Raw genomic sequence first — 14,322 nt, 5'->3', positions numbered from 1 at the left:
CCTGCGGTCAGGCGCGGGACCACTTCTGGTTGGGGGTGCCGGCGCAGTCCCAGAGCTGGAGCTGGGCGCCGTTGGCGGTGTTGCGGTCCTTGACGTCGACGCACCGGTTGGCCGAGACGTTCACCAGGTCACCCGCGGCCGACAGGGTGAACCGCTGCACCGGGTTGCCGTTGCAGGTGACCAGCTGGATCGGGGTGCCGTTGGCGAGGGCGCCGCCGGCCGGGTCCATGCACTTGCCCATGGCCCGCATCGTGCCGTCGCCGTTCGCCGTCCACTGCTGAGCCGCCGAGCCGTTGCAGTCCCACGTCTGCAGGCGCGCCCCGTCGGCCGGGTTGGCGTTCGGGATGTCGATGCAGCGGCCGCTCAGGCTGGACTTGAGGGCGGTGCCGTTACCGGTCGGCGGCGGGGTGGTGGTCGAGGTGCTGACGTGGACGTAATCGACCAGCATCCGGCTCTCGTTGGGCAGGCCGGCCGGGTTGCCCTGACCGAAGTTCCCGCCGACCGCGAGGTTGAGGATGATGAAGAACGGGTGGTCGAACACCCAGTTCACGTTGCCCTTGGCCGCGCGCAGCGAGTCGGGCGTGGCCCGGAAGTACTCCTGGCCGTCGACCGTCCACACGATCAGATTGGGCGACCAGTCCACGGCGTACGTGTGGAAGGCCTGGTACCAGGGTGAGCCGGCGACCAGGGTGCCGCCGAACGAGCCGCCGCCGGAGTAGCCGGGTCCGTGCAGGGTGCCGAACAGCCGGTTGGGGTCCCGGCCGACGACCTCCATGATGTCGATCTCGCCGTCGGTGGGCCAGTTGCCGCCGCCGAGCATCCAGAAGGCGGGCCAGAGGCCGGAGCCGTTGGGGACCTGGATGCGGGCCTCGACGTGCCCGTACTGCTGGCTGAACTTGCCGGAGGTCTGAATGCGGCCGGAGGTGAACTGGCAGGTGCCGTTCCAGCAGTTGTTGCCGCCGCTGCCCTTGCGGGCGGTGATGACCAGGTGACCCTGGCCGTCCATGGCGACGTTGCTCGTGCCGCTGGTGTAGTACTGCAGCTCCTGGTTGCCCCAGCCGCTGCCGCCCACGTCGAAGTTCCACTTCGACGTGTCGACGCCGGTGCCGGCCGCGCCGTTGAAGTCCTCGTTCCAGACCACGGCCGCCTCGGCCGTGTCGCTCCTGGAGCCGACGGCCAGGCCGCCGCTCAGGGCCACCACCACGGCCGCGGCCGCGATGAAAAACCGTGACTTACGCATAGGGGATTCCTCGGGGGAGAGGGGATTAATGTGTAACAGTCTTAAAAATTGCCCCCGGGGCAGTCAAGCGGACGGCGAGGTTCCGGAACTTACGGGCACGATCGTTGTCAGTCTGCGCTGCGTCCATCCGACCCAGAAGTCACCCAGGTCGTTCGCCAGCCAGTGCGGGGCCGCGCTCACCGGGTCCCACAGGAAAACACCGGGGTTTCCGTCCCGGGGTACGCAGATACGGGCCCCCGTGCCGTCGTCGCCGATCGCGACGAGCTCGCGCCGGGCCGGCGGCGCGTCACGCCACTCGCGTTCGTTGCGAGAGGTCAGGTCGGCCAGCGGCCAGAGGAAGAACCGCTGCCCGTCCTGCTCCAGGAAGCCGTCGGTGACCTCGTACAGCCTCCGGAGGTCGTGGGTGAGGCTCTCGCACGCGGCCAGCTGTTCGGCGGGAACACCCGGCTGGGCGAGATAACCGTCGGTCGCGCGCACCAGGTCGCGCCAGTCAACGAGGACCATTTGCGGATGATTCCACTGTATTCACCCGACTTTCCGTCACCGCCCCGCAGCTCAAGGTCACGGATCAGTCTCAGCCGGCACTGCCCAGGTACTCGGCCCACCCGCCGCGCGGAGCACGGCCCACGGGCAGCGCGCGCAGGCGCTTCAGGACGGCCTCGTTCTGCGCCTCGAGCCAGGCCACGAGCTGGCGGAACGACACGAAGCGGACGTGCGGGTGCTGGGCCATGGCCCGGGCCGCCTCGGTGATCGCGTCCATGTAGATGCCACGGTTCCAGTTCTCGAAGTGGTTGCCGATGATCAGGGGCGCCCGGTTGCCGGTGTAGGCCCGCCGGAAACCGGCCAGGTAGGCGTCTCGGGCCTGCGCCTTCCAGGCCTGGTGCCGCGCCGGGTCGCCGTGTGGGGTCCGCGACTGGTTGAACATGATGTTGTAGTCCATCGAGATGACCTCGAAGCTGTGCCCCGGGAACGGGATGCTCTGCATGGGCACCTGCCAGAGGCCGTTCTTCCACTGCTTGGGCCAGACCTGGGTGCCGGTGCCGGAGCTGTCGTACTTCCACTGTTGGGCGCGGGACGCCTTCAGCAGGTTCTTCTGCCCCTCCAGGCAGGGGGTCCGGCCGCCGATCAGCTCCTTGCCGTAATCGAACGGCAGCGGGGGCAGGTCGGTGAAGCCGGTGTTGGTGCGCCAGTTCCGTACGAAGGAAAGGGCTTGATCGATCTCGCTGTCCCAGTCGGACGGCGACCAGCGCTCGACGCCGCCGGGCCCGCAGAAGTGACCGTTGAAGTGGGTGCCGATCTCGTTGCCGGCCAGCCAGGCCGGGCCGAGCTGGCCGATCGTGCCGTGCACCGACTTCTCGGAGAACCAGCCGATGGCGGAGGCGCCGGCCGGGTGCCGCGGCGGCCGGTAGAGCATGCGCTTCGACTTCGGCAGCGTGTAGAGGCCGGTCAGGAAGAACGTCATATTGCCGTGCAGTTCCCGCGCGAGCTCCCGGAACCGGGTGAACAGATCGGCCCGCCCGGAGCCGTCCCAGGAGAACACCACGAACTGCGGCGGCTCCTCGCCGGGCCGCAGCGGCCGGGCGACCGGCTGGTGCGGTTGCGGCCCGGTGTCGCTGGTGCTGCCGTCACCGATCAGCCGGACCTTCGGCGGCGGCGGTGCCGAGGAGGCGGCGGCGGAGGAGGGTGCGGGGGAGGCCGGCGCGGACGTGGCGTGATGCCGGGCCGGTCCGCAGCCGGCCAGGGTCCCCGCGGCCGCCGCGAGCAGCATTGCCCTTCTGCTGACCATCTGTGTTTCTCCCCGTGCGAGTGATCTTCGGTTCGCACTCACGCTACGGAGACGGCGACGGTCTCGAATCCCCGGAAAGTGCCACCCCGCTCACTGCCGGCGGAGCAGGCCGATCAGCAGGACAGCACAGCCGGCCAGGCAGAGGACGGTCCGGGCGTGGTTGGCCGGGTCCCAGCCGGCCAGGTACCGCGACCAGGTGATCGTGTCCGCGTCCAGGCGGTTGTTGAGCGGCACGTTGACCACGACGGTGACGCCGAGGGCCCCGGCCACGGTCAGGACCGCGCCCGTCAGCAGCCAGCCGGAGCCGGGCTGCGACCAGGTCGCCAGCGCCCGGACGGCCACCGCGACACACAGCGCCGACACCCCGAAGAGGGCGATCATGAGAGGCGGCCGCTCGGCGGTCACGTTGAGCGAGCGCATGGCGGCGGCGCCCGCCGGGTCGGGCAGGCGCCGCAGTCCACTCATGACAAAGGCGGAGAACGCGAAGAACACGCCGGCGAGCAGGCCGCCGCCGACGACGGTGGCCGCGGTGAGGACATCCCAGGTGCGAGTCATGGATCCATGTCACCGCGGCCCGGCGGGATACTCCATGCGGCAGCCGCTTGATCCCATAAGCGAGAGTCAGACGCAGTCGGGGCTGACGATCTCGTCCAGTTTGTTGTTGCCGCCGAGCAGGCTCGAGTAGCCCTTGTGGGGGGCCATCAGGCCCAGGCCCACGTCGGCCGAGTGGTTCGCCGACTTGTGGTCGAGCAGCAGGTACTTGCTGCTCGTGTTGTTGACCACCGAGTCGACGGCGTTACGCAGGTTGATGGGCCGGCCGAGGTCGATCATGCCGCAGCCGGCGAGCCAGTCCGGGGCGTACCACGAGGAGTCCGGGCCGCGGTTGCTGTTGAAGTTGACGTTCAGGTAGACGCAGACGTAGTTGGCCTGGCACCCGTGCAGGGGGCCGACCGCGGCCCGGGCCGGGGCGGGCGTGACGGCCAGGCCGGGGAACAGCAGGGCCAGGACCGCGGCCGTACGGAGTCGAAGCTTGGTCATGTCGGGTTTCCTCACTCGTCGGTGGTGTGTGGCTGGGCGGCATAGGACTGGAACGCGTTCAGGAAGGCCGTGGCGTAGCCGACCTGTCCACGGCGGTTGGGGTGGAACGACTCGACGACGTTGGTGTCGAGCACCCATTGGTGCAGCCATTCCTGGTTGGCCGGGTCGGCCGTGTTGCCGTTGCAGACGCCGTGCCCGCGGAACTCGTCCTCGACCTGCTGAGCGGCCGAGATGACACCGGCTTCGCGGGCGGCCCGTTCGATCATGTTGTTCATCCGGATCGTCAGATCGCGGACCATGTCGCGCTCGGCGTTGCTGAAGTAGAGCTGGCCGCAACCACTGGCGCCGGGCTCGAGAATGATCGGATATCCGCCGGCCACCACGTCGCTGGCCGGCGAGGCCGCCTTGATCGCCTTGTAGAGGTCGACCAGGTTGTCCTCGATGTTGTCGATGTTGCTCTCGGCCCGGCCCCGCTGGTCGGTGCAGTCGCCGGCCGCGCACTCGAGCAGGATCTGGAACCATTCGACGTCGTTCCCGCCGGCCACCACGGTGACCAGGCGCGGTGAGGCGTTCGGCAGCCCGGCCAGCACCGGCACCTGGTCGGCCTTGACCTGGTGGATCAGCCGGCCGGCGCAGGCCAGCAGCCAGCGGCGGGCGATGAACGAGCCGAGGATCTGCCGTCCCCAGGCGTAGGCCGACCGCTTGCAGCCGGTGTTGTCCGGGTCGGCGTCGTAGGCGTCGGCGCCCAGGCCGGAGGCGTACGAGTCACCCATCGCCACCACCTCGCGGGTGCCGATGCCGGTGGTGCGGAACCCGACCGTCGAGGTGCCACCGGCCGACAGGTAGCCGTTGTAGGGCACGACGGTGTACTTGTACCAGGTGCCCGAGGTGAGCAGCCCGGCGGTGAAGGTGGGGCCGGCGATGTTCCACGGCAGCTTGTTCTGCACCCAGGTGCGCAGGTAGGTCTCGTGGATGGCGTAGCTGTCGGCGCCCGAGGCGGGCGTCCAGCTGATCTTCGCCGAGTTCTCCGCGATGTTCGAGACCTCGACCCGCGGGACCACGCCGGGCGGGCTGCCGCCGACCGTGCCGGTGGCCACGCTCGACGGGGTGTTCGCCCGCAGGTTGCCCTTGACCGCCCGGACCTGGTACTCGGCCCGCATCCCGGCCGGCAGCGGCCGTGACGTCCAGGAGTCGGCCCCGATGGGCAGCGGGAGCTGGGTGAAGGTCGTCTCGCCGGCGCTCACGTTGCGCTGGTAGAGCAGGTAGCCGCCGGCCCCGAACACGTGCGACCACGAGATCCGGAGCCCCTCGGTGATCGGTGTGACGGTCACCGCGGCCGGGAAGGCCAGATTGATCGGCGCGTCCACGGTCGCCGGCGGGTACGAGGCGGCGGCCCCGAAGGACCAGGCGGCGGCCAGGGTGTCGGCGTAGACGTCGGCGATCACGTACTCGCCGCGCACGCCGGGGTGCAGGTCGTCGTAGGAGTCGACCCGCCAGTCGTACCGGGCGGCGATGTCGGCCACGGCCAGGCTCAGGTTGGCGTAGTTCGCGCCGAGGGCGCCCAGGCTCGAGCGCACCTTCGCGTTGTAGGCGTCGATGGCCACGGGCAGGTCGGCCCGTCCCTCGATCGGGGACCGCTGCGGCACCGTACCCACCGCGACCTTGATCTGATGTCCGCGCCGGGCGGCGGCCCGGTCGACGCCGGCCAGGAAGGCGCCCAGGTCGGTCCAGAGGCCATTGGCGTCGCTGACGAACCAGCCGAGATCGTTGAAGCCGAGCTCGAGGAGCAGATAGTCCGGGTTCGCGGCGAACGTCTCGGCCTCAATGACCGCCTTCGCCTTGTTCATCTGCCAGCCCCACTGGGCCAGGTTGGCCGAGTCGAAACTGATGCCGGGCCGGTACCCGCCGGTGTGCACCGCCGGAAGGGTCTGGCCCTCGGCCGGCAGCGCGGCCGGGATCACGTGGGTCCCGGCCCACGGGCCGACGAAGTCCACCGACTGCCCGACGGCGGCCAGATGCTGGGCCAGCCGGTAGCGCCAGGTGAAGTCGCCCTCCAGGCCCTGGCTGATCGAGTCGCCGACGACCAGCACCCGGCCGTGGGCCGCCGCCTCGGCCGGTGTCGCGGCCAGGAGGGGAATCAGGCACAGCAGGGCCGCGAACCATGCGCCCACCGTGCGTCGCGAAATCGCCATGCTCATGCTCCTCGAAGTTCGGGGCCGGTGGGAGCATCGGACGGCATCGATGGCCGCGGCAAGGCGGAACTGTCCGCCGGCCGGCGCCCGGGGACAGATAGGGCCGGCGGCCGACAGATGGAGGCGGCTCAGACGCCGGTGTCGACGAGCACGGCGTCGTCGACGGTGACGACGAGGGCGCCCACCCCGCCGAGCTGGAAGGTGACCTCGCCGATGTCCGTGACGGTCCGGCCGGCCGTGAAGGTGTAACTGTGCCGGCAGGGCACCCGGCTCAGGGGGAGGCTTTCCATCAGCGCCGGCTGGAACGCCGGCGGCCTCTTGTCCTGCACGCGCAGCAGGACGTCGACGGAGCGGTCGGCCGTGACGGTGAAATCGAGCCGGTAGCGATGTCCGGCGATGAGCGTGATGCCGCTGCGGATCACCATCTGCTCGTACGGCAGGGTGGATCCGGCGGGTACGGCGGCCACGAATCCGGCCGGCCGGGTGGTCAGCCCCATGTTGACGGCGTTGGACCACCAGTCGGGGCGGATCGACGGGACGGACGGCGTGCCGGGTGGGCCCATCACGAGCGCCCCGTCGGGCCGGGGTACGCCGGACGGCAGACAGCCCCATCCGGTGGCCGGCGTCGGCGCCGCGCCCGGTGTGGGTTCGGCCGATCCGGCGGCGAGCCGGGAGCCGGCCACGCCCGAGCCCACACCGGCGGCGAAGATCGCCAGTACGACGGCCCAGGGCAGCCACCGGCGCCGCCTCGGAAGCTCGGCTTCCTGTCTGACCAGCTCCGACGACGGGCGCGGGACAGGTAGCAGGTCCGGGGCGCGGCGGTCGGCCTCGCGGGCGGCGTCGATGAGTGTGCCGAGGTGGCCGACGGCGACGGCCAGCCGCCGGGCGTCGTCCGGGCCGAACGGCACGCCGGCGATGTGGTGCGAGGCCCGGGCGACCGCGACGACGGCGACCGGGTCGCTCAGGTACCGCCGGTCGCCGGCGAGCACGCCGGCGACGACGTCCTTGTCGACGGCCAGGCCGGGCGCCATCCGGTGGGCCCTGATCACCTCGGCCAGGTGGCGCAGCGAGGCCGCGTGCCGCCGCCGGCGCGGCGCCGGCGTGCCGTCGGGCGGGACGTACACCCCGTCCCGGCGGGCCTGCGCCGCGGCCGCGTTCACCGTCGAGGCGATCAGTTCCGCCGCTTCGTCGACCCGCTGCCACCACGGCGCCGATGGTGTCGCCACGTCCCCTCCCCGCATCGACCCCGAACAATCTAACGCAGCCGGGTGTCCTAACTCGACAGCTGTCGGCCGGGGACGGATGCGCCCGGGTGAGGGACAGCCGGTCATTGCCCGCTGAGCGGCCGGGCCCCGCCGAAGGACACGATCCGGTACCAACCCGGGATATTGATCTTCGTAAGTGGTTAGGGTCTCGCCAACGGTGACCAGCCCGTCACCGCGTTTGCCCGTACCCACAGGACGAGGTGAATATCATGCGTGCATCGGGGATGCAGGCACGGAGGCTCCGGACGGTCATCGCCGCCGGGGTCGTCGCGGCGCTGGCCATCGGCGGGGCCGGTTGCGCGAAAAGTGACCGCGACAGCGGTGGCGACGAGAACAAGGCGGCGACCGGCGGGACCTTCATCTTCGCGGGGGCCGGTGATCCGAAGAACTTCGACCCGATCTTCAACGACGACGGTGAGTCGTTCCGGCCCATCCGGCAGATGTACGACACTCTCGTCACCCACAAGCCCGGCACCGCCGAGCTGACCGGTGGCCTGGCCGAGAGCTGGTCGAACGACCCCACCGGCAAGGTGTGGACGTTCAAGCTGCGCCAGGGCGTCAAGTTCCACGACGGCTCGGCCCTGGACGCGGCGGCGGTCTGCGCGAACTTCGACCGCTGGTTCAATATGAAGGGCGAGGCCGCCCAGTCCCAGATGATCTACTACGCCGACGTGTTCGGCGGTTTCGCCGGCAGCCCGGACGCCGTCTACGACAACTGCAAGGCGCAGGACGCCTCCACCGCGGTCGTGACGATGAAGAAGTACAAGGGCGCCTTCCCGGGCGCGTTCGCGCTCACCGCGTTCTCGATCGCCAGCCCGACCGCGATGAAGCAGTACGACGCCGACAAGGTGACCCAGAACGGCGACTCGTTCGCGTACAGCGCCTTCGCCACCGAGCACCCGACCGGCACCGGCGCCTTCACCTACGGCGGCTGGAACAAGGCGACCGGCGAGATCACGCTGAACAAGAACCCCGACTACTGGGGTGACAAGGCCAAGGTCGACAAGATGATCATCAAGGTCATCAAGGACGAGAACACCCGCAAGCAGGAGCTGCGCGCCGGCACCGTGCAAGCGATCGACTTCCCGGCCCCGGCCGACCGCAAGGCGCTGGCCGACGAGGGCTACAAGGTGCTCAACCGGCCCGCCTTCAACATCCTCTACCTGGGCATCAACCAGAAGAACCCCAAGCTGAGAGACTTGCGGGTACGCCAGGCGATCGCGTACGCCCTGAACCGCGCCCAGCTCGTGCAGACCAAGGGACCGGGCGGCTCCACGGTGGCCGACGAGTTCCTGCCGAGCACGGTCATGGGCTATGCCCCGGACGTGCAGAAGTACGACTACAACCTGGACAAGGCCAAGCAGCTGCTGTCCGAGGCCGGCGCGACCGGGCTGACCCTGAACTTCTACTACCCGACCGAGGTGTCCCGGCCGTACATGCCGAACCCGCAGGAGATCTTCACCGTCCTCGCCAACGACCTGCAGGCCGCCGGCATCAAGATCAATGGCGTGCCGCGCCCGTGGAACGGCGGCTTCAAGGACGACGTGCAGCAGTTCGGCAAGCAGGACCTGCACATCCTCGGCTGGACCGGCGACTACAACGACCCCGGCAACTTCGTCGGCACGTTCTTCGGCCGGGAGAAGAAGGAGTTCGGCGACGGCGCCATGACCGACATGTTCACCGCCATCGGCAAGGCCGACGCCACCGTCGAGCAGAACGCCAAGAAAGCCGCGTGGGAGCAGGTCAACCGCGACATCGCCAGCAAGTGGCTGCCGGCCGTCCCGATCTGGCACGGCCCGCCCGCCCTGGTCACCACGAAGAACGTCGAAGGCCTGGTGCCGAGCCCGCTCACCGCCGAGCAGTTCAACACCGTCTCGATCACCAAGTAGGCCGCCGGCCCGGGCCGGACACGGCCCGGGCCGTCCGACGCGAATCGGAGAACGATGCTGAAAGTCGTTTCGCGCCGCCTGATCCAGCTGTTCATCACCCTGCTCGCCCTGATGACGCTGATCTTCTTCTGGCTGCGCAGCCTTCCCGGCGGGCCGGTCGACGCCCTGCTGGGTGAACGTGCCACCCCGGAGACCCGGGAGCGCCTGATCCGGGCCCTCGGCTACGACGAGCCGATCTGGGTCCAGTACGGCCACTTCCTCAAGAACGTGGTAACCGGCAACTTCGGCAACTCCATCCGGACCGGCGAACCGGTGATGGACGTGATCGGCCGGTCCTTCCCGGCCACCGTCGAGCTGGCCGTCGCGGCGATGATCATCGCGATCGGCCTGGGTGTGCCGCTCGGCTATCTCGCGGCCCGGCACCGGGGCCGGGCGCTCGACAATGCCACCATCATCCTCACCCTGGTCGGCATCTCGATCCCGATCTTCTTCCTGGGCTACCTGCTCAAGGACTGGCTGACCCAGAGCGTGCACGTCTTCCCGCCGTCGGGCCGGATCAGCACCGGCATGGACAACACCGACGTGACCGGCCTGTTCGTGCTGGACGGGCTGCTGACCCGGGAGTTCGACGCCTCGGCGGACGCGCTCTGGCATCTGGTGCTGCCCGCTTTCACGCTGGCCACGATCCCGCTGGCCATCATCATCCGGATCACGAGAGCGAGCGTGCTGGACGTCCTGGACGCGGACTACATCCGTACGGCCGAAGCCAAGGGTCTGCGAAACCCGACGGTCCGCAAGCGGCACGTGCTGCGCAACGCGCTGCTGCCGGTGGTCACCATCATCGGCCTGCAGACGGGCGCCCTGCTGGCCGGCGCCGTGCTGACCGAGAAGGTCTACAACTGGGGCGGGCTGGGCACGCTCATCACCGACTCGATCAGCGGCAGCCGCGACTATCCCGTGCTGCAAGCCCTGATCCTGCTCGCCGCCGTGGTCTTCATCGTGGTCAACCTGGTGGTCGACCTCTCGTACGCGGTCATCGACCCCCGGGTGCGTGTGTGATGAACAAGCTGGCCGAACACAAGCGCCAGAGGATCGACGAGCTGACCGCGCGCACGGCCGAGGGCGGCGGGGTCAGCCTGTTCCGCGACGCCGGCCGCCGGCTGCTGCGCAACCCGACCGCGATCGTCGGCGCCACGATCATCCTGCTGTTCCTGGTGATCGCGATCTTCGCGCCGCTGGTGGCGCCGCACGACCCGGTGCAGCGGTTCCCCGAGCTGACAAAGGATCTGACCGTCGACACCATCCCCGGCCCGACCGCCGGGCACCCGTTCGGCAGCGACCCGCTCGGCCGCGACTTCATGTCCCGGATGATCTACGGCGCCCGGCAGACGATGTTCGTCGGCGTCCTGGCCACCACGATCGGCCTGCTGCTGGGCGTGCTGCTCGGGGGGGTCGCGGGCGCCGCCGGCGGCTGGATCGACGTGGTGATCATGCGGTTCACCGACGTCATGCTGGCCCTGCCGAGCCTGCTGCTGGCGATCACCCTGGTCGCGCTGGCCAGCCAGTCCACGCAATGGACGGTGATCATGGCGGTGGCCATCGTGAACGTGCCCATCTTCGCCCGGCTGCTGCGCGGGTCGATGCTGGCCCAACGGGAGAGCGATCACGTGCTCGCCGCCCGCGCGCTGGGCGTGAAGAGGCGGCACATCGTCACCCGGCACATGCTGCCGAACTCGCTCACCGCGGTCATCGTGCAGGCCACGCTGACCTTCGCGGTGGCGATCCTGGACGCGGCCGCGCTGTCGTTCCTGGGCCTGGGTGACCCGGACATCAACCGGGCCGAGTGGGGCCTGATGCTGGGCGTCGACGGCGTGCGCTATTTCGAGGTACGCCCGGAGCTGGCCTACTTCCCGGCCCTGGCCATCATCCTCGTGGCCCTCGGCTTCACGCTGCTCGGCGAGGGCATGCGCGAGGCGCTCGACCCGAAGAACCGGCGGTGATCAGGCATGCCTCTGCTCGACGTTCGTGACCTGTCGGTGGTCTTCCGGCGCGACGGTACGCCGTTCACCGCCGTCGACGGTGTCAGTTTCACGGTGGAGCCGGGCCAGGCGGTCGGCCTGGTCGGCGAGTCCGGCTGCGGCAAGTCGGTCACCAGCCTGGCCATCATGGGCCTGCTCCCGCGCCGCGGCAACAAGGTGGGCGGCGAGGTCCTGTTCGACGACGCCGACCTGCTCAAGCTGCGCCCGCAGGAGCTGCGCGACCGGCGCGGCCGGGACATCGGCATGATCTTCCAGGATCCGCTGTCCTCGCTGAACCCGGTGATCCCGCTCGGGCTTCAGGTGGCCGAGGTGCTGGAACGCCACCAGGGCAAGCGGCGGCAGGAGGCGCTGCGCGAGGCCCGGAAACTGCTCGACGCGGTCGGCATCCCCGACCCGGCGAGGCGGCTCAAGGAGTTCCCGCATCAGCTCTCCGGCGGCATGCGGCAGCGGGCGCTGATCGCCATCGCCCTGGCCTGCAAGCCGCGCCTGCTGATCGCCGACGAGCCGACCACGGCGCTCGACGTGACCATCCAGGCCCAGATCCTCACCCTGCTCAAGGAACTGGTCGAGGACTCCGGCACGGCTCTCATCATGATCACCCACGACCTGGGCGTGGTGGCCGGGCTCTGCGACACGGTCAACGTGCTGTACGCCGGCAAGGTGGTCGAACGGGCGGCCCGGCACGACCTGTTCGGGGCGCCGCGACATCCGTACACCCATGGTCTGTTGCAGTCGGTTCCCCGCCTCGACGTCGACCGGGGCGGGCGGCTGCACCAGATCCGGGGCTCGGTCAACGACAACATCCCCTGGCCGGAGGGGTGCGCGTTCGCCCCGCGCTGCGACCGGGTGAACGACGCCTGCGTCGGCGAGACGGTGCCGTTGGAACCGACCTTTCGCGGTGGCGCGCTGCGATGCACGAACCCCGTACCGCAGGAGGTGCCGGTGTGAGCGCCCTGGTCGAGATCGACGACCTCAAGGTCCACTTTCCGATCAAGAGCGGACTGCTTCTCAGCCGTACGGTCGGCTGGGTCTACGCCGTCGACGGTGTCTCCCTGGCAATCAAGCGGGGCGAGACGTACGGCCTGGTCGGCGAGTCCGGCTGCGGCAAGTCGACGCTGGGCCGCGGCCTGCTGCGCCTCGTCGAGCCGACGAACGGCACCATCAGCTTCGACGGTACTGACGTCCGCGCGCTCGAGGGCGAACAGCTGCGCCGGTTCCGGCGGCGCATGCAGATGGTCTTTCAGGACCCGATGTCGAGCCTGGACCCGCGCCAGTCGGTCGAGTCCCTGCTCGTCGAGGGCCTCAAGGCGCACGGTCTGGACAAGGACAAGGCCGATGTGCGTACGAGGCTGAGGTCCACCCTCGACTCGGTCGGCCTGCCGGCGTCGGCGCTGAACAGGTACCCGCACGAGTTCTCCGGCGGCCAGCGGCAGCGCATCGGCATCGCCCGCGCCCTGGTCCTCGGCCCCGAACTGATCGTGGCCGACGAGCCGGTGTCCGCCCTCGACGTGTCGATCCAGGCCCAGGTGGTCAACCTGCTCGGCGACCTGCAGGACTCGCACGGGCTGACCTACCTGGTCATCGCGCACGACCTGGCGATCGTCCGGCACATCTCGGACACCATCGGCGTGATGTACCTGGGCGCGCTGGTCGAGGAGGCGGACGCCGGCCAGTTGTACGAGCGCCCGCTGCACCCGTACACCCGGGCCCTGCTCTCGGCCGTGCCCATTCCCGACCCGTACGTGGAGGACCAGCGCGAACGCATCCTGCTGGCCGGCGACCTGCCGTCACCGGCCAACCCGCCGAGCGGCTGCCGGTTCCGCACCCGCTGCCCCTGGTCGCAGGCGCGCTGCGCCGCCGACCGACCGGAACTGCGGGTGTTCGACGACTCGGGCCAGCGGGTGGCCTGCCACTTCGCCGAGGAGATCCTGAGCGGTACCCTGAAGCCCCACGAGGTCCACGCGGAGATCGTCCGCCCGGGCTCCGACGCGGCTCCCGGCGTGGGTCCCGAGCTCATCCCGACCCGAAGCGACGTGCCTGCCCCATGATCATGCGCTCCTCCGGAGCACGCCGCCCGTTCGGCCGCCGGGCCTTCGTCGTGGCCACCCTCGCCGCCGTGCTGGGCGGGCTCAGCGGCATAGCGCTCGGTTCCTGGCTGGCCTGGCGCGCCGTGCCCGTCAAGGCTCCCGACGCGGCCACCGCGATCAGCGTGGCCCGCACGGTGCTGCCCGGCCCGTTCGAGGAGCAGGTGAACTACTACGGGCGGAGCACCTTCTGGAACCCGTTCAGCGAGAACACCCTGCACGGCGGCACCGGCGTCCGGGCCGGCCGGGCGGGCGTGACCGGCGCCGCGGGCGGAGCATCGGCCATCGAGCAGCACATGCGCGCCCACGGTTGGCACGACATCTCGGCGGGGACCGCCGAGGTGACGGGCGAACGGGACGGTTATCTCGCCGTCGTCCAGCTGGCGACCGGGAGGCTCGACCTGATGTGGGCCGAACCACCCGGCCACCGGCGCGACACCATCCTCGGCGGCGTGGCCGGCGCCCTGCTCGGCGCGGCGCTCGGCCTGGTCACGGCCCAGCGGATACGCCGCTACGGCCCGCGCCGCCAACGGGTGTACTCGTGGCTCTGCGTGTCGGCGCTCGTGCTGCTGACCCCGGCCTGCCTCGGCAACATCCCCACCTCGACCGGTTCCCTGCTCGCCAACACGAATCGCGAGGGCACGGGCCCCTCGGTGTACTGGGGCGGCTTCGTCATCTGGGGCGCCGAGCCGCTGGCCCTGCTGTCCCCGGTTCCGATCCTGGCCCTGCTCGCGGTCTCCTTCTGGCCGCCCGGCTCCCGGGCTTTCGAGATCGCCTGAACGGCCGGGG

General features: G+C 70.1%; 13 protein-coding genes. 6 read left to right on the top strand and 7 right to left on the bottom strand.

Features of this window, described 5'->3' with window-relative positions; translation table 11 throughout:
- Positions 1-7: 7 nt before the first annotated feature.
- From AB0C26_RS32315 to AB0C26_RS32285, 7 genes are all read right to left on the bottom strand, one after another.
- The gene (locus tag AB0C26_RS32315) at positions 8-1,240 is read right to left on the bottom strand and encodes a ricin-type beta-trefoil lectin domain protein (protein WP_360255209.1); all 1,233 of its coding nucleotides are present in this window, start codon (positions 1,238-1,240) and stop codon (positions 8-10) included.
- A gap of 63 nt (positions 1,241-1,303) precedes the next feature.
- Positions 1,304-1,744: an SMI1/KNR4 family protein gene (locus AB0C26_RS32310; protein WP_360255207.1), complete on the bottom strand. Its 441-nt coding sequence runs from the start codon at positions 1,742-1,744 to the stop codon at positions 1,304-1,306.
- Positions 1,745-1,814: 70 nt separating this feature from the next.
- Positions 1,815-3,026 carry a hypothetical protein gene (locus tag AB0C26_RS32305; protein WP_360255205.1) on the bottom strand — a complete coding sequence of 404 codons (1,212 nt, stop codon included), beginning with the start codon at positions 3,024-3,026 and terminating at the stop codon, positions 1,815-1,817.
- 90 nt (positions 3,027-3,116) lie between these two features.
- Positions 3,117-3,581, bottom strand: a complete 465-nt coding sequence (locus tag AB0C26_RS32300; RefSeq protein ID WP_360255203.1) for an anthrone oxygenase family protein — start codon at positions 3,579-3,581, stop codon at positions 3,117-3,119.
- A gap of 66 nt (positions 3,582-3,647) precedes the next feature.
- Positions 3,648-4,064 (bottom strand): hypothetical protein, encoded by a 417-nt coding sequence (locus AB0C26_RS32295; protein ID WP_360255200.1) that lies wholly within the window; start codon positions 4,062-4,064, stop codon positions 3,648-3,650.
- An 11-nt stretch (positions 4,065-4,075) separates the two neighbouring features.
- Positions 4,076-6,256: a GDSL-type esterase/lipase family protein gene (locus AB0C26_RS32290; protein WP_360255198.1), complete on the bottom strand. Its 2,181-nt coding sequence runs from the start codon at positions 6,254-6,256 to the stop codon at positions 4,076-4,078.
- 128 nt (positions 6,257-6,384) lie between these two features.
- Positions 6,385-7,482 carry a hypothetical protein gene (locus AB0C26_RS32285; protein WP_360255196.1) on the bottom strand — a complete coding sequence of 366 codons (1,098 nt, stop codon included), beginning with the start codon at positions 7,480-7,482 and terminating at the stop codon, positions 6,385-6,387.
- A 263-nt stretch (positions 7,483-7,745) separates the two neighbouring features.
- Between AB0C26_RS32285 and AB0C26_RS32280 the strand changes: the two genes are divergently transcribed.
- From AB0C26_RS32280 to AB0C26_RS32255, 6 genes are read left to right on the top strand one after another with little or no spacing between them, the layout of a single operon-like run.
- Positions 7,746-9,410, top strand: coding sequence for an ABC transporter substrate-binding protein (locus AB0C26_RS32280; protein ID WP_360255194.1), 1,665 nt, complete (start codon positions 7,746-7,748; stop codon positions 9,408-9,410).
- A 54-nt stretch (positions 9,411-9,464) separates the two neighbouring features.
- The gene (locus AB0C26_RS32275; RefSeq protein WP_360255192.1) at positions 9,465-10,469 is read left to right on the top strand and encodes an ABC transporter permease; all 1,005 of its coding nucleotides are present in this window, start codon (positions 9,465-9,467) and stop codon (positions 10,467-10,469) included.
- A complete protein-coding gene (locus AB0C26_RS32270) occupies positions 10,469-11,410 on the top strand; it encodes an ABC transporter permease (RefSeq protein WP_360255510.1) in 942 nt (313 codons plus the stop codon). The genes AB0C26_RS32275 and AB0C26_RS32270 overlap by 1 nt, the downstream gene beginning before the upstream one ends.
- A 6-nt stretch (positions 11,411-11,416) precedes the next feature.
- Positions 11,417-12,397: an ABC transporter ATP-binding protein gene (locus AB0C26_RS32265; RefSeq protein ID WP_360255190.1), complete on the top strand. Its 981-nt coding sequence runs from the start codon at positions 11,417-11,419 to the stop codon at positions 12,395-12,397.
- Positions 12,394-13,497, top strand: a complete 1,104-nt coding sequence (locus AB0C26_RS32260) for an oligopeptide/dipeptide ABC transporter ATP-binding protein (RefSeq protein ID WP_360255188.1) — start codon at positions 12,394-12,396, stop codon at positions 13,495-13,497. Before AB0C26_RS32265 ends, AB0C26_RS32260 begins: the two co-directional genes overlap by 4 nt.
- A complete protein-coding gene (locus AB0C26_RS32255; RefSeq protein ID WP_360255185.1) occupies positions 13,494-14,312 on the top strand; it encodes a hypothetical protein in 819 nt (272 codons plus the stop codon). Before AB0C26_RS32260 ends, AB0C26_RS32255 begins: the two co-directional genes overlap by 4 nt.
- The last annotated feature ends 10 nt before the right edge of the window (positions 14,313-14,322 follow it).

Source organism: Actinoplanes sp. NPDC048796 (genome assembly GCF_040650035.1).
In the GTDB taxonomy this organism is placed as follows: Bacteria; Actinomycetota; Actinomycetes; order Mycobacteriales; family Micromonosporaceae; genus Actinoplanes.
The sequence above is the reverse complement of the archived record's forward strand: the minus strand, read 5'-3'. Positions and strand labels throughout refer to the sequence as shown.

What these genes read in the sequence shown, in the direction of transcription:
- AB0C26_RS32265 (WP_360255190.1), top strand. Translation starts at nt 11,417, where the DNA reads ATGCCTCTGCTCGACGTTCGTGACCTGTCGGTGGTCTTCCGGCGCGAC.
- AB0C26_RS32280 (WP_360255194.1), top strand. Translation starts at nt 7,746, where the DNA reads ATGCAGGCACGGAGGCTCCGGACGGTCATCGCCGCCGGGGTCGTCGCG.
- AB0C26_RS32300 (WP_360255203.1), bottom strand. Translation starts at nt 3,581, where the DNA reads ATGACTCGCACCTGGGATGTCCTCACCGCGGCCACCGTCGTCGGCGGC.
- AB0C26_RS32270 (WP_360255510.1), top strand. Translation starts at nt 10,469, where the DNA reads ATGAACAAGCTGGCCGAACACAAGCGCCAGAGGATCGACGAGCTGACC.
- AB0C26_RS32290 (WP_360255198.1), bottom strand. Translation starts at nt 6,256, where the DNA reads ATGGCGATTTCGCGACGCACGGTGGGCGCATGGTTCGCGGCCCTGCTG.
- AB0C26_RS32315 (WP_360255209.1), bottom strand. Translation starts at nt 1,240, where the DNA reads ATGCGTAAGTCACGGTTTTTCATCGCGGCCGCGGCCGTGGTGGTGGCC.
- AB0C26_RS32255 (WP_360255185.1), top strand. Translation starts at nt 13,494, where the DNA reads ATGATCATGCGCTCCTCCGGAGCACGCCGCCCGTTCGGCCGCCGGGCC.
- AB0C26_RS32295 (WP_360255200.1), bottom strand. Translation starts at nt 4,064, where the DNA reads ATGACCAAGCTTCGACTCCGTACGGCCGCGGTCCTGGCCCTGCTGTTC.
- AB0C26_RS32275 (WP_360255192.1), top strand. Translation starts at nt 9,465, where the DNA reads ATGCTGAAAGTCGTTTCGCGCCGCCTGATCCAGCTGTTCATCACCCTG.
- AB0C26_RS32305 (WP_360255205.1), bottom strand. Translation starts at nt 3,026, where the DNA reads ATGGTCAGCAGAAGGGCAATGCTGCTCGCGGCGGCCGCGGGGACCCTG.
- AB0C26_RS32310 (WP_360255207.1), bottom strand. Translation starts at nt 1,744, where the DNA reads ATGGTCCTCGTTGACTGGCGCGACCTGGTGCGCGCGACCGACGGTTAT.